Source organism: Niallia yueguangensis, assembly GCF_052663115.1.
This window is the reverse complement of sequence record NZ_JBQTCX010000041.1, coordinates 1-13,820: the sequence shown is the minus strand read 5'-3', so window position 1 is coordinate 13,820 and position 13,820 is coordinate 1. Positions and strand designations below refer to the sequence as shown.

The window sequence follows — 13,820 nt, the reverse complement described above, 5'->3', positions numbered from 1 at the left end:
TAATATTAACATTCAAACCATCTATTGTCAAATGTTTTTTTATTTATTTTTCACAACCTTGTTGCGACTCTTAGTATATTATCACCTTATACTTTTAAAGTCAATAATATTATTAAAAAAACAACTAAATTAAATTAGTTGTTTTACAAAATATACTTTTGAATCGCTACAAGGGCTGCTACTCCAGGAATTCCTAATATACCTGACACAGTCGAAGTAGCAAAATTAATAGGAATATGAATTCCATATTTATTCCCAAAAGCGTTAAGGAAAAATAAAAAAAGTGCTCCTATGACTAGTTTTATTATACCTTGACCAATAAAACGCAATGGTTTAAAAGGTGTTCCTGCAATAAGCAACAAAACAACAAGTCCAACGACAATAGAGATAATCATAACAGGGCTCAAAATCAACTCATCCTCCCTAAAATAACTTGTACTAATAGATATGTGGCATATCTATTTAGTAGAACTAAGGAGAATAAAGAAAAGCTTCAGCGACTTATTCAACGCTGAAGCTAGAAATTGAAAAATTTTATCTTTAAACTAATTACCTTAACGTAACATTTCTTTCTTTCGCTTCTTTAAAAAGAAAAAAATATTTTGCTTCTGTTAATCTTGCAGCACATAATACTTCATCAGAAGGATCAAAACTTTTATCTAACAATGTCTTTTCGTTTAACCAATCCTGCTTTAAATGTTTAAACTGGACTAATAATTTTTCATCGAATTCTTTTCTTAATTTTCCCTTTCGGCGAAAAAACATCTCTAATAGTCCCCCAATATTATACTTCTCTTCTTCCTTCTAACGCCTTTGAAAGTGTTACTTCATCAGCATATTCCAGATCTCCACCAACTGGTAATCCATGTGCTATTCTTGTTACTTTAATACCTGAAGGTTTTAATAATCTCGAAATATACATGGCAGTTGCCTCTCCTTCAATATTAGGATTGGTTGCCATAATCACTTCTTCTACCTCTTCTTCCTGCAGCCTTTTGATCAGTGATGGAACATTTATATCTTCCGGACCTATTCCATCCATTGGTGAAATTGCTCCGTGCAATACATGATACAATCCTTCATATTCTTTCATCTTTTCCATCGCAATAACATCTTTAGGATCTTGCACGACACAGATGATTTTTCTGTTTCTTCTTTTATCTTCACAAATATAACAAGGATCTTGATCTGTTATATGACCACAAACAGAACAATAAGTTAAATTTCTTTTTGCATTTACTAATGCTTTTGCAAAATCTAAAACGGTATCTTCTTTCATATTCAATACAAAAAAAGCCAGTCGCGCAGCCGTCTTAGGGCCGATACCTGGCAATTTCATAAAGCTATCAATTAGCTTCGATATTGGTTCAGGATAATGCATAATCTCCCTCCTAGAACATTCCCGGAAGATTCATCCCTTTAGTGAATTGTCCCATCGTTGAATTTGCAAGCTCATCTGCTTTTTTTAATGCATCATTTGTAGCTGCAAGTACAAGATCTTGGAGCATTTCCACATCTTCTGGATCTACAACTTCTTCCTTGATTGTCACTTCTACTATTTCTTTATGGCCCGTTACAACAACCGTTACCATACCACCGCCAGCAGTACCTTCAATCTTTTTTTCTCCTAGCTCCTCTTGCGCCTCAGCCATTTTTTTTTGCATTTTTTGCATTTGTTTCATCATGTTTTGCATATTACCCATTCCACGCATTGTTATTACCTCCATTATAAATAATTATCAACTAAATATTTTCTCCTATTACATATGTTACAATGATTCCTATCATGCTTACTCTTTTACCTCTAACAATTCTTCACCAAATAATTTAATTGCTTCTTCTACAACCGGGTCCTTTTTATCGGTTTCCGAAGCATCCCCTTCAGATGAATGAGAATGGTAGGAGCTGCTCAAGAAGTCTTCCCTTATCTTCAGCCACTGATCCTCTGGAACACCTACTATTTTATATTTTTTCCCAATTAATTGATATAAAGAATTGGTAACGGTCTCTATAAATTTACCATTATCCAATGCCATTTGACAGTGAATTTCATATTTAAATTTAATGATAATCGAATCATCGGAAGCTGCTACCGGCTCTGCTTCGTTTAATAATGCAGCTTGTGACCGCATTTGATTTTGCACCAGTTTATTTAACATTTCTCCCCAATTGCTTTTAATATGCTGCAGCTCAGGTTTAGTCGCCACCTTAAGTATCTCATTAATTTTTCCAGCAGGTGCCTGAAACCCTTTTCGATTGGTTCTTGGTTTCTTTTGAGGAGCTGCACTCTCGGCTCTGACACTTACTCCATGTTGCTTTAACGCTGCAAGTTCTTCTTCAAGAGAATCAATTTTTGCCATTAAACGCTGGAGCTCAGGTAGGGATGCATCGCTTTTAGCATGACGCGGTCCTTCTAATTGACATAATTTCACGATTGCCACTTCTAAAAAGATTCTTGGATGGTTAGTCCAACGCATGTCCTGCTGTGTTTTATTTAACAGATTTATTATTTTATATATATGCTCCTGTACGTATGCTTCTGTTAAATCTTTAAACTCATCATCCAACAGCACTCTTTCTAATGACTCTTCCAGATTTGGCGCTGTTTTATATAACAGCATATCTCGATAAAAGAAAATAAAATCTTCAATAAAACGGCCAGGATCTTTTCCTGCAAGCAATAGTTCCTCTAAATATTGTAACCCATTAATCGTATCATTTTCAAAAATTGCTTTGGCTAATTTATTTAAAAAACCTTGAGAAACTGCTCCAGTAACAGTTAATGCATCATCAACTGTTACGGAATCTTCACTATAGGAAATCGCTTGGTCTAATAAACTAAGCGCATCACGCATTCCTCCATCAGCCGCTCTTGCAATCATTTGCAGCGCTTTTTCTTCACAAGAAATACCTGACTCTTGTACAATGACACTCATTCTATTTACAATAGATTGTGCGGTAATTCTCCTGAAATCAAATCGCTGACATCTCGAAATAATCGTTAATGGAATTTTATGAGGCTCCGTAGTGGCTAATATAAAGATAACATGTTTTGGGGGTTCCTCTAAAGTTTTTAGCAATGCATTAAAAGCTCCTATTGAGAGCATATGCACTTCGTCTATTATATAAACTTTATACGGCACAGAACTTGGAGCGTACTTTACTTTATCTCTAATATCCCGTATTTCCTCTACACCATTATTAGATGCTGCATCTATTTCGATTACATCTGGAATAGAACCATCTGTAATCCCTTTGCAAGCTGTACATTCATTGCACGGTTCTCCGATTGGAGCTCGTTCGCAGTTCACTGCTTTTGCCAATATTTTCGCAGCACTCGTTTTCCCTGTTCCTCTTGGTCCCGAAAAAAGATAAGCATGTGATATTTTTTGTTGAAGAAGGGCATTTTGCAACGTTTTGGTTATATGTTCCTGACCGACAACATCAATAAACTGCTGTGGTCGCCAAACTCTATATAATGCTTGGTAATTCATCGATTCGCCCCCTTGTCGTTATTCCCATGATTATTATAGCTTATCTATTCTCTTTTTTACATATATGTAATATGTAAAAAAACCCACCCTTTAAACGAGGATGAGTTTATTATGTAAAATATAACTGCCGTGCACCTTTCTTCGACTAGCACCCATAAGCGTTACTTAAGTAGTTAGCTCAGTCCAGGTAACCCTGCGGCACATGGGGGTGTCCACTTAATGCTGCTTCCTTCCGGACCTGACATGGTTCATGGATTCCCATTGCGCAGGACCCGGACGTCAACACCACTTGCTTAAGGCAGACCCTACAGGATACTAGCCTCAGAAAGGAATTCAGCCTCGCTAGAGCGGATTGCGAGTACAGGGCACCGCTACCTCCCCGCTTAGCACGACAAAATTGATACCATTATTAAGGTGTCTTGTTTGTAAGACACATTTATAAGTATACTGATAAAGTAACAAAAATGCAACGGTTATCATTTGTTAATTATTGTAATTGTTTTTTCACAGCTTCTCTTCTTTTTTACGAGCGCGCAATTCTCTAAAAAAAAGAGAAAGCAATTGTCCGCATTCTTCTGCTAAAACACCTGACACCACTTCACTTTGATGATTAAACCTACTATCTTCTAATAAATTCATAAATGTCCCAGCACATCCTCCTTTAGGATCGCTTGCTCCATATACTACTTTAGCAACCCTTGAAAGGATAATTGCCCCAGAACACATGGCACAAGGCTCAAGCGTTACATATAATACGGCATCTTCTAATCTCCATGTCCCTAATTTTTTACAAGCTTTATCAATCGCTAATAATTCTGCATGCGCTACCGCTGTTTGCTCTGTTTCTCTTAGATTATGTGCAGCAGCAAGTATTTCTCCGTTTTGTACAATGACAGCCCCAATAGGCACCTCATTAACAGCTGCAGCTTTTTTCGCTTCCTCGATTGCCAACTGCATATAAAAAGAATGTTCATTTTCTAATGTCATCTAACACACACCTTACGTATTCTCATTTAACTAAAATCATTTACTTTTACACAAATTATAGAAAGACCTATATATTAACGACCATTATAACTTACAGATGGCATATTTAGAAAAAATAATGTCAAATTGCCTGTAATAGTTACAAAAACATTTACCTAGCAAGGACTAAGATATCTAACTTGAAACATCAATTCTGGTATTGAAAAAAATACTATCATGTCTACCCTTTTCCCTTCATAAAATGGACTAAGTGCTTTTAACTGTAGGAGGGAATAGAATGCAAATTCATGTAGTACAAAGTAATCAAACGTTAGCAGGCATTGCTCAAACCTATGGGACAACGGTTGCAGACATTGTGGAAGCAAATGAACTTCCTAATGCCAATCAATTAGTGGTTGGCCAGGCATTGGTAATACCAATAATCGGAAGTTTTTATTGGGTGCAATCCGGCGATAGTCTTTGGTCCATTGCTCAAAAATTTCAACTGACTTATCAAGAGTTAGCCTCCATTAACAGAATACCAATTAATCAACCATTACAGGTTGGATTACGATTATATATACCACAAAGACCAAAAATGGCAGCAGAATTTAATGCATATGTGGAACCAAGAGGGGAATCCGTCTCTCCAGTTTTAGAAACAAGTGCACGTGAAGCAGCACCCTACTTAACTTATTTAGCACCTTTTAGCTTTCAGGCTCTAAGAGATGGTTCACTAAAAGAACCTTTATTAAATAACTTCCCCGCTATTGCAAAAGCGAATAATAATGTTTTAATGATGGTCATTACAAACCAAGAAAATGATCAGTTTAGCGATGAATTAGGACGAATCCTTTTAAATGATCAGGCCATCCAAAATAGATTTTTAAATAATATTGTAAATACCGCTAATAAATATGGATTTAAAGATATTCATTTTGATTTTGAATATTTAAGACCAGCAGATAAAGAAAGCTATAACAGTTTTCTCAGAAAAGCAAAATCTCGTTTTGCAGAACAAGGATGGTTATTATCAACCGCGCTTGCTCCGAAAACGAGCGCAGATCAAAAAGGTAAGTGGTATGAAGCACATGATTATAAAGCACACGGGGAAATTGTCGACTTTGTTGTCATTATGACATATGAGTGGGGTTACAGCGGGGGGCCGGCTATGGCTGTTTCACCAATTGGACCAGTTAGAGACGTATTACAATATGCTATTACGGAAATGCCACCTTCCAAAATAATGATGGGCCAAAATTTATATGGATATGATTGGACACTTCCCTTTGTAGAAGGCAGCATCGCCAGAGCACTTAGTCCACAAGCAGCCATCCAACTCGCCAGAGAAAATAAGGTACCGATTCTTTATGATCAAAAAGCACAGGCTCCTTACTTTAAATACACGGACACGAGCAATAAATTACATGAAGTTTGGTTTGAGGATGCAAGATCTATTCAAGCCAAATTTAATTTAATTAAAGAATTGAATCTACGAGGAATGAGTTATTGGAAATTAGGACTATCGTTTCCGCAAAATTGGTTATTGATCGTCGATAATTTCCAAGTTACAAAAAGACCTTAATATTTAAAAATATTTCGCTTTGTAACTGCGTACCCCTAAAACACTCGTCCTACCAAACACAATACATATAAAAATCCAAACAGTCTTTTTTCATACAAAAGAGCTTACTGCAAATGCAGTAAGCTCAATATCTCCAATATTTATGCGCAATTGTATTAAAATCATGGAGGAGGAAAGGGGATTCGAACCCCTGCGCGGTTTGACCCGCCTGTCGGTTTTCAAGACCGATCCCTTCAGCCGGACTTGGGTATTCCTCCATCAGACAAGATATAATATATCACTTCTTAAAATAGAAGTCAACACTATTTTTTATTTTTTTACTATAAAAGGAGAATCAGCCTCCTTTTATAGTAAAAATAGCTGTCAGTACTTATTTCGCAGCAATTACTTCTTTATTCCCCATGTAAGGACGAAGTACTTCTGGAATTATCACACTGCCATCTTCTTGTTGGTAGTTTTCTAAAATGGCTGCAACTGTACGGCCAATCGCCAATCCTGATCCATTTAATGTATGAACATGTTCCGGTTTGCCTTTAGGATCTCTACGGAAACGAATATTTGCTCGTCTCGCTTGGAATGCTTCGAAATTACTGCAAGAAGAAATTTCTCGGTACATATTATAGCTTGGAATCCAAACTTCTACATCATATTTTTTGGCAGCAGTGAATCCTAAATCTCCTGTACACATGCTTAATACACGATATGGTAATTTTAACAGCTGCAGTACTTTCTCTGCATTTGCTGTTAAAGTCTCTAATTCTTCATAAGAATCTTCTGGCTTCACAAACTTTACTAATTCTACTTTGTTAAATTGATGTTGTCTGATTAACCCTCTTGTATCTCTACCTGCTGAACCTGCTTCAGAACGGAAGTTAGCACTAAAAGCCGCATATTTAATCGGAAGCTGTTCTCCATCTAATATTTCATCACGGTGCAAGTTGGTCACAGGAACCTCAGATGTCGGGATTAAAAAGTAATCTTCTTTTTCAATTAAAAAGGCATCCTCTTCAAACTTAGGAAGCTGTCCTGTTCCCGTTAAACTTGCTCTATTTACTAAAAATGGTGGAATAACCTCTTGGTATCCATGTTCTTCTGTATGAAGATCCAGCATAAAGTTAAAAAGGGCTCTCTCTAGTCTTGCTCCTAAACCTTTATAAAACACAAAACGACTGCCTGTAACTTTTGCTGCACGTTCAAAATCAAGTAAATCTAAGTCAGTTGCAACATCCCAATGCGGCTTAGGATCAAATGCAAATTGGCGGATTTCTCCCCATTTTCTAACTTCAACATTATCATCCTCAGTATCTCCTACTGGTACACTTTCATGCGGTAGATTTGGAATACCCAACATAATCGCTTGTAGTTTTTCTTCTACAATTCGGAGCTCATCATCAAACCCCTTAATCTTCTCGCCAACTTCTCTCATCTCGACAATAAGAGCATCAGCATCCTTTTTTTCTCTTTTTAATACAGCAACTTGCTGTGACACTTCATTTCTTCTGCTTTTAAGCTGCTCTGTTTCAACGATTAATTCTCTTCGTCTTTTGTCTAATTCCTCAAAGTTATCCAGTTCAGATAAGTCTTCTCCTCTGTGCTGCAATTGTTGTTTTACCATTTCAAAATTAGCACGGACAAATTTTATATCCAACATATTCTTTCCTCCTATTTATCTTCTTTTTTTAATATCAAAAAAAACAAAAAACTCCCATCCCTATAAAGGGACGAGAGTTACCCGCGTTGCCACCCTAGTTGAAAGCATGCTACTTTCCACCTTAAAGAAAATAACGGTTTTTAGCCGAAAGCAATTACTAGCTAATACAGCGTTCCATGCTTTTACTCTAGGATGGATTCACAGGTTTTATTCACCGATTCGCACCAATCATCGGCTCTCTTTAGAATATTGCACCTATTACTATTTCCTATCAATGTAGATATACTATATAATTTTTTTCATCGTACTATAATTATTAACACACTTCAACCATAATATGCAAATTAATTTTTTGCTTCCTTCGCCATGTTAATAAAGTATCCAGTTAATCGATGATCCTCTGTTAACTCTGGATGAAAAGAGCATCCAAGAAATTGACCTTCTCTTGCTGCCACAATTCTCTCATTATGCTTTGCAAGAATCTCAACATTCTCTCCTGCTGACATAATATGTGGTGCTCGAATAAAGACTGCTGTAAAATCATCTGCTACACCAGCTATATCTAAATCAGCTTCAAAGCTTTCCCTTTGTCTGCCAAATGAATTACGCGCAACATGCACATCCATCACACCTATATGCGGCTCATCATATCCTTCAATAGATTTCGCTAATAAAATCAAACCAGCACATGTTCCAAACATCGGTTTTTCTGATTTTGCAAATTCCTTTAAAGAATCCATAAAATCATATTTATCAATTAAACGACGCATCGTCGTACTTTCTCCACCAGGAATAATTAAACCATCAATTTCCTCTAATTGTTCCTTGTGTTTTACGACTACTGCGTTTGCTCCATTTGCTTCTATTGCATGAACATGTTCTCTTACAGCACCTTGCAACCCAAGAACACCAATTGTCACATTAGACATAATTTCTTACCATCCACGTTCTTGCATACGAGTTTCTGGAGTAAGGCTTGCTATTTCAATCCCTTTCATAGCAGTTCCTAAGTTTTTCGAAATCTCAGCAATTAATTTATAATCTTGGTAATGTGTTGTTGCTTCTACGATTGCTCTAGCAAACTTTGCAGGGTTGTCTGATTTAAAGATACCAGAACCAACAAATACACCGTCCGCTCCTAATTGCATCATAAGGGCTGCATCTGCAGGTGTAGCAACTCCACCAGCTGCAAAGTTTACAACAGGCAGGCGTCCTAATTTTTTAATTTCTAATAGTAATTCATATGGAGCTCCAAGAAGTTTTGCTTCTGTCATTAGCTCATCTTCATTCATATGCACTACTTTACGTACTTGTGCATTTACTTTACGAATATGACGAACAGCTTCTACGATGTTACCAGTTCCAGGCTCACCTTTTGTACGAAGCATAGAAGCACCTTCACCAATACGTCTAGCAGCTTCTCCTAAATCACGGCATCCGCAAACAAAAGGAACCGTATAATCATTCTTGTTTAGGTGGTACTCTTCATCAGCAGGTGTTAATACTTCACTTTCGTCAATATAATCAACACCCATTGCTTCTAAAACTTTTGCTTCTACAATATGCCCAATACGCGCTTTCGCCATAACTGGAATCGTAACTGCATTCATTACTTCTTCCACAATAGTAGGATCTGCCATTCTAGCAACTCCACCAGCTGCACGAATATCAGATGGCACTCTTTCAAGAGCCATAACAGCAACTGCTCCTGCTTCTTCTGCAATCTTAGCCTGCTCTGCATTTACAACGTCCATAATAACGCCGCCTTTTTGCATTTCAGCCATTCCACGTTTAACTCGGTCAGTACCTGTTTTCAATTTAAATGCCTCCTATATTCGCCTACAATTTTTAAATAATAGTATGTTCAATACATTAAGGAATTTTTCATAGTTTAAATATTATTATCCCTAATGAAAATAAACAATAAAAAAAGGTTTATGTCAAGACAGTAAACCTTCTTTTATTATCGTTTAACAGATCGTTATTTTAAAACCAACCTTTTACGGTAGTGGATACACTTTTCCAAATGTCAGAGAAAAACCCTCCAACTCCACGCATTGCCAATACAAACCAATTTGCTTTTTCTATATTTTCAGTAGCAATAACTTCAACTGACACGCTCTCGCTTCCATCATTTGTTAAAAACGGAATGTTTTCTCCATCTTTTGTTTGCAATACAATATAACCTACTTTATCTCCTTTTTTTACAGGAGCAGTAAGTTCACCGTTGCTATTTAATTTTTTTTCATCTATTACAAGCTTTGGTTGATAGTTTTCTTTTTCACCATTTTTTATTACAAGATTTATCGCTTGATTTGTGCTGATCTTTACCTTATCTTCTTTTCCTTTTACTACTTTAAGTGTTTCATGATTTTTTACCGTATAGTTGCTAGGAAGAATTTCTTCTTTAGCAAAATTGCTAAATCCGTAATCCAATATTTTTATCGTTTCAGAAAAACGAGAATTTTTTGTTTTCCCTTTCATTACAACCGTGATAAAACGTTGATCTCCTCTTTTAGCTGTTGCTGTAACATTATAGCCTGCATAGTCAGTCGAACCAGTTTTTAACCCGTCAACCCCTTCATATTCAAAAATTAATGAAGGCAATAACCAGTTAAAGTTTTTATATTCTCTTCCATCCCGGAATTTTAAACTCGGCATACTGGATGTTTCCAACACTTCCGGATAATCATTTACTAAACGATATGCTAATTTTGCAACAGCTTTTGCTGACATTTCATTTTCGCTCGTTTCGTCGCCGGCTGGATATTTTCCTAGAAGGTCAACATTATTTAAACCAGATGAGTTAACAAATTTATAATCTTTTAACCCTAATTCTGCTGCTTTTTTATTCATTACAGTAATATAATTTTTTTCCGTTCCAGCAATCAATTCAGCCAACGCAACCGTCGCTGCATTCCCTGAATGGATGGCCATTGCTTGATATAATTCTTTTACTGTGTACTCTTCTCCTTCTGTTAATCCAACATTCGAGAGTTCTGGAGCACCAGATAATTGATGTACATAATGATTTATTTTTACTTTCTGATCCCAGCTAATTTTGCCATTTTTCACTGCTTCAAGAACAATATATTCCGTCATCATCTTAGACATAGAAGCAACGCCTAATAACTTATCAGCATTTTTTTCGTATAGTATTTCTCCTGTATCAGCATCTACTAGTATCGCTGCCTCTGACTCAAGACCCAATTCATCTTTTCCTGCTGCTTTTGCTTGCTGTGGTAGACCTGTAGATAATGTTGCGAACATAAGAAGCATCATCGTGAAATACAGCGTCCACTTTCTAATTTGATTCAATGATATTACCTCCAAAACTATAATTATATTATCTATTAAAATTAATTTATTTTTTTGTTAAGAATTTCCCTTGTCCAGTTTAACATAAAAAAATCAAAAAAAATAGACAGTGAACAAGTTCACTGTCTATTAAAGATAAAGAGAATTACTTAAGAAATAGAGTAATTTGGTGCTTCTTTTGTGATTTGTACATCATGTGGATGACTTTCTCTTAAACCTGCTCCAGTCATTTTTACAAATTGAGCATTTTCTCTTAACTCATACAAGTCTTTTGTACCACAATACCCCATACCTGAACGGATTCCACCTACAAGCTGATAAATAGTATCAGAAAGTGGTCCTTTATAAGGCAGGCGACCTTCAATTCCCTCTGGTACAAACTTTTTATTATCTTCTTGGAAATAACGGTCCTTTGAGCCTTTTTCCATTGCTGCTACAGAACCCATTCCTCTATATACTTTAAATCTACGGCCTTGGAATATTTCTGTTTCTCCTGGGCTTTCAGAAACACCTGCAAGCAAGCTGCCAAGCATTACCGCATGTCCTCCTGCAGCAAGTGCTTTAACGATATCACCTGAATATTTAATTCCGCCATCAGCAATAATTGATTTCCCATGCTTTCTAGCTTCTGTAGCACAGTCGTATACAGCAGTTATTTGTGGTACACCAACCCCTGCAACAACCCTTGTTGTACAAATCGATCCAGGTCCAATTCCCACTTTCACAATATCTGCTCCAGCTTCTATTAAAGCTTTAGTTCCTTCTGCAGTAGCTACATTCCCTGCGATAATCGTTAAATCAGGGAAAGCATTTCGTATCTCTCTTACTCCATCTAACACACCTTGAGAATGTCCATGAGCAGTATCTAAAACGACTACATCTACATGTGATTGAACTAATAATTCTACTCTTTTTATAGCATCGCTCGTAACACCAACTGCAGCACCTACTAATAGCCTTCCGTGAGCATCTTTAGCCGAATGTGGAAATTCAATTACCTTTTCAATATCCTTAATAGTAATTAAACCTTTTAATACTCCTTCACTATCAATTAAAGGCAATTTTTCAATTTTATATTTCTGCAATATACTTTCTGCTTCTTCTAGTGTCGTTCCTACTGGAGCCGTTACTAAATTCTCTTTTGTCATAACATCTGAGATTTTAATGGAAAAGTCTTCAATGAAACGAAGGTCACGATTTGTTAAAATACCTACTAATTTTTGCTCATCATTATTATTAACAATAGGTACACCAGAAATGCGGTATTTCCCCATCAAATGTTCTGCATCAAAAACTTGATGGTCTGGTGTAAGGAAAAATGGATCCGAAATAACTCCACTTTCAGAACGTTTAACTTTATCAACTTGTTCAGCCTGTTGTTCGATAGACATATTTTTGTGAATAATGCCTAATCCACCTTGTCTTGCAATAGCAATAGCCATATCTGCTTCTGTAACAGTATCCATTCCAGCACTAATAAGAGGAATGTTTAAGTTAAGATTTGCTGCTAATTGAACCTTTAAACTAACATCACGTGGTAGTACTTCCGATTTAGCTGGTATTAATAAAACATCATCAAACGTTAATCCTTCTTTAACAAATTTACTTTCCCACATTTTAACGCCTCCATAAAGTTAAAAAATATTATTAGTAGGTTATCAATTGGACAAAATACTGTCAAGGTCAGATAAATAAGTTCCATTTTTCAAAAAATTCAGGAGGTACATAGAATGTTACATCAATATAAAGGCTGGGATTCATTTAGTTGCTTTTTTTCAGCAGAATACTCCCAGTTATTCCTAAAAAAATGTTATAAATTACATAACATTCATGATATAGAAAAAAGAAGCTATCAAAACTGCTATCCATTTATTTACTTTTTGGAGCAAGGAAAATTATATTTCCAGCAAGGGGTAAATTCCCCTTTATCTATTCAGCCACTTTTACTTTTTTACGGTTTTGTTCATTTAATTAAGGCATGCCTTCTAACAATTGATCCTGCCTATCCAAATTCTACGTCGGTTCTTGCTCATGGTGTTTCAACAAGAAAAAAGAAAAAGCAGCAATATCGTTTTTTTCAAGATGAAGTAAAAATCCAAAAAAATGGCTTATTTACTTACATGGCAGAAAAGATGTTTGATACAAAATCTTTAGAAGGAGAAAAAGTAAAAATGGAACATCTCCTGAAACAAATTCCTGAATTAACAGGTCTTTTTCATATTATGAACGGACAAAATTTATTTTTGCCTGTGGTATTTAATAATACTACAATTTCGGTTCCTGTCCAAATATTAGATACTTACTTTATGAATATAAACCGTTTTAAGGACTATTTAGAAAAAAAGAGTCATACTCCTATTAAAAATTTCGAACAAAATAAACGATTTATTAATATTGAATATTTGGAACCTCTGCTGTCTGTTGAACCATTTAAATATAATATTTCTGATAACAATCACTATATTTCCATAACAAAGGAAGAGCAATTTCACTTTCCAGAAATACTTAGTCATTATTTAATTTTATATAATTTAAGCATGATATCTCGTTATGAAATAGAATGGTGGAGTGAATTATTAAAAACTACACCCAATCATGATTATCCTTTTATTGAAAACTTTTTATCTATTTCTGTTAATAAAGGCCCTTACTTAATTTACAAATTTTTAGAAAAATATTTATAACGCTGCTTCCACACTGGTTAGCAAGTTAAATCATCCTTTTTTATTAAGGAAATGAAACTATTCTTTATTCCTTAATCTATTTTATTGTTTATACAAAAAAACATCTAATATTAATTAGATGT

13 protein-coding genes, 1 tRNA gene, 1 other RNA gene and 1 other annotated feature are annotated in these 13,820 nt (G+C 35.6%); of the genes, 2 read left to right on the top strand and 13 right to left on the bottom strand.

What is annotated here, in order from left to right:
* Positions 1–143: 143 nt before the first annotated feature.
* The 7 genes from ACTYA4_RS21710 to tadA form a co-directional block, all read right to left on the bottom strand.
* Positions 144–395: a pro-sigmaK processing inhibitor BofA family protein gene (locus ACTYA4_RS21710; protein ID WP_443483610.1), complete on the bottom strand. Its 252-nt coding sequence runs from the start codon at positions 393–395 to the stop codon at positions 144–146.
* A gap of 154 nt (positions 396–549) precedes the next feature.
* Complete coding sequence (locus ACTYA4_RS21705) at positions 550–765, bottom strand: YaaL family protein (protein ID WP_443483598.1); 216 nt, start codon at positions 763–765, stop codon at positions 550–552.
* A gap of 19 nt (positions 766–784) precedes the next feature.
* Positions 785–1,381, bottom strand: a complete 597-nt coding sequence (gene recR / locus ACTYA4_RS21700) for a recombination mediator RecR (RefSeq protein ID WP_443483599.1) — start codon at positions 1,379–1,381, stop codon at positions 785–787.
* 10 nt (positions 1,382–1,391) lie between these two features.
* Positions 1,392–1,712 carry a YbaB/EbfC family nucleoid-associated protein gene (locus ACTYA4_RS21695; protein WP_443483600.1) on the bottom strand — a complete coding sequence of 107 codons (321 nt, stop codon included), beginning with the start codon at positions 1,710–1,712 and terminating at the stop codon, positions 1,392–1,394.
* A gap of 78 nt (positions 1,713–1,790) precedes the next feature.
* Entirely contained in the window at positions 1,791–3,494 is a 1,704-nt protein-coding gene (gene dnaX, locus ACTYA4_RS21690) for a DNA polymerase III subunit gamma/tau (protein ID WP_443483601.1), read from the bottom strand.
* Positions 3,495–3,621: 127 nt separating this feature from the next.
* Positions 3,622–3,886: signal recognition particle sRNA large type (gene ffs, locus ACTYA4_RS21685), an RNA gene on the bottom strand.
* Between the two features lie 112 nt (positions 3,887–3,998).
* Positions 3,999–4,481, bottom strand: coding sequence for a tRNA adenosine(34) deaminase TadA (tadA, locus tag ACTYA4_RS21680; RefSeq protein ID WP_443483602.1), 483 nt, complete (start codon positions 4,479–4,481; stop codon positions 3,999–4,001).
* Positions 4,482–4,758: 277 nt separating this feature from the next.
* On the opposite strand from tadA, the gene ACTYA4_RS21675 reads away from it, so the two are divergent.
* The gene (locus ACTYA4_RS21675; protein ID WP_443483603.1) at positions 4,759–6,045 is read left to right on the top strand and encodes a glycosyl hydrolase family 18 protein; all 1,287 of its coding nucleotides are present in this window, start codon (positions 4,759–4,761) and stop codon (positions 6,043–6,045) included.
* A 164-nt stretch (positions 6,046–6,209) separates the two neighbouring features.
* Here ACTYA4_RS21675 and ACTYA4_RS21670 read toward each other — a convergent pair.
* The 6 genes from ACTYA4_RS21670 to guaB all read right to left on the bottom strand — a co-directional run bounded on the left by ACTYA4_RS21670 (position 6,210) and on the right by guaB (position 12,630).
* Positions 6,210–6,302 (bottom strand) — tRNA-Ser (locus tag ACTYA4_RS21670).
* Between the two features lie 113 nt (positions 6,303–6,415).
* Complete coding sequence (gene serS / locus ACTYA4_RS21665) at positions 6,416–7,696, bottom strand: serine--tRNA ligase (RefSeq protein ID WP_443483604.1); 1,281 nt, start codon at positions 7,694–7,696, stop codon at positions 6,416–6,418.
* Positions 7,697–7,759: 63 nt separating this feature from the next.
* Positions 7,760–7,980: a binding site (T-box leader), on the bottom strand.
* Positions 7,981–8,040: 60 nt separating this feature from the next.
* Entirely contained in the window at positions 8,041–8,625 is a 585-nt protein-coding gene (gene pdxT, locus ACTYA4_RS21660) for a pyridoxal 5'-phosphate synthase glutaminase subunit PdxT (protein WP_443483605.1), read from the bottom strand.
* Positions 8,626–8,631: 6 nt separating this feature from the next.
* On the bottom strand, positions 8,632–9,513 hold the full coding sequence (gene pdxS / locus ACTYA4_RS21655; protein ID WP_443483606.1) for a pyridoxal 5'-phosphate synthase lyase subunit PdxS: 882 nt from the start codon (positions 9,511–9,513) through the stop codon (positions 8,632–8,634).
* A 169-nt stretch (positions 9,514–9,682) separates the two neighbouring features.
* Positions 9,683–11,014 (bottom strand): D-alanyl-D-alanine carboxypeptidase family protein, encoded by a 1,332-nt coding sequence (locus ACTYA4_RS21650; protein ID WP_443483607.1) that lies wholly within the window; start codon positions 11,012–11,014, stop codon positions 9,683–9,685.
* A 149-nt stretch (positions 11,015–11,163) separates the two neighbouring features.
* The gene (guaB, locus tag ACTYA4_RS21645; RefSeq protein WP_443483608.1) at positions 11,164–12,630 is read right to left on the bottom strand and encodes an IMP dehydrogenase; all 1,467 of its coding nucleotides are present in this window, start codon (positions 12,628–12,630) and stop codon (positions 11,164–11,166) included.
* Positions 12,631–12,744: 114 nt separating this feature from the next.
* Between guaB and ACTYA4_RS21640 the strand changes: the two genes are divergently transcribed.
* Positions 12,745–13,698, top strand: a complete 954-nt coding sequence (locus ACTYA4_RS21640; RefSeq protein ID WP_443483609.1) for a YaaC family protein — start codon at positions 12,745–12,747, stop codon at positions 13,696–13,698.
* Positions 13,699–13,820: the final 122 nt, after the last annotated feature.

Bases quoted from the DNA above. Each gene is read 5' to 3' on its own strand.
- ACTYA4_RS21710 (WP_443483610.1), bottom strand. From the start codon at position 395: ATGATTATCTCTATTGTCGTTGGACTTGTTGTTTTGTTGCTTATTGCA.
- ACTYA4_RS21640 (WP_443483609.1), top strand. From the start codon at position 12,745: ATGTTACATCAATATAAAGGCTGGGATTCATTTAGTTGCTTTTTTTCA.
- tadA (WP_443483602.1), bottom strand. From the start codon at position 4,481: ATGACATTAGAAAATGAACATTCTTTTTATATGCAGTTGGCAATCGAG.
- recR (WP_443483599.1), bottom strand. From the start codon at position 1,381: ATGCATTATCCTGAACCAATATCGAAGCTAATTGATAGCTTTATGAAA.
- ACTYA4_RS21675 (WP_443483603.1), top strand. From the start codon at position 4,759: ATGCAAATTCATGTAGTACAAAGTAATCAAACGTTAGCAGGCATTGCT.
- pdxT (WP_443483605.1), bottom strand. From the start codon at position 8,625: ATGTCTAATGTGACAATTGGTGTTCTTGGGTTGCAAGGTGCTGTAAGA.
- ACTYA4_RS21695 (WP_443483600.1), bottom strand. From the start codon at position 1,712: ATGCGTGGAATGGGTAATATGCAAAACATGATGAAACAAATGCAAAAA.
- ACTYA4_RS21705 (WP_443483598.1), bottom strand. From the start codon at position 765: ATGTTTTTTCGCCGAAAGGGAAAATTAAGAAAAGAATTCGATGAAAAA.
- dnaX (WP_443483601.1), bottom strand. From the start codon at position 3,494: ATGAATTACCAAGCATTATATAGAGTTTGGCGACCACAGCAGTTTATT.
- serS (WP_443483604.1), bottom strand. From the start codon at position 7,696: ATGTTGGATATAAAATTTGTCCGTGCTAATTTTGAAATGGTAAAACAA.
- guaB (WP_443483608.1), bottom strand. From the start codon at position 12,630: ATGTGGGAAAGTAAATTTGTTAAAGAAGGATTAACGTTTGATGATGTT.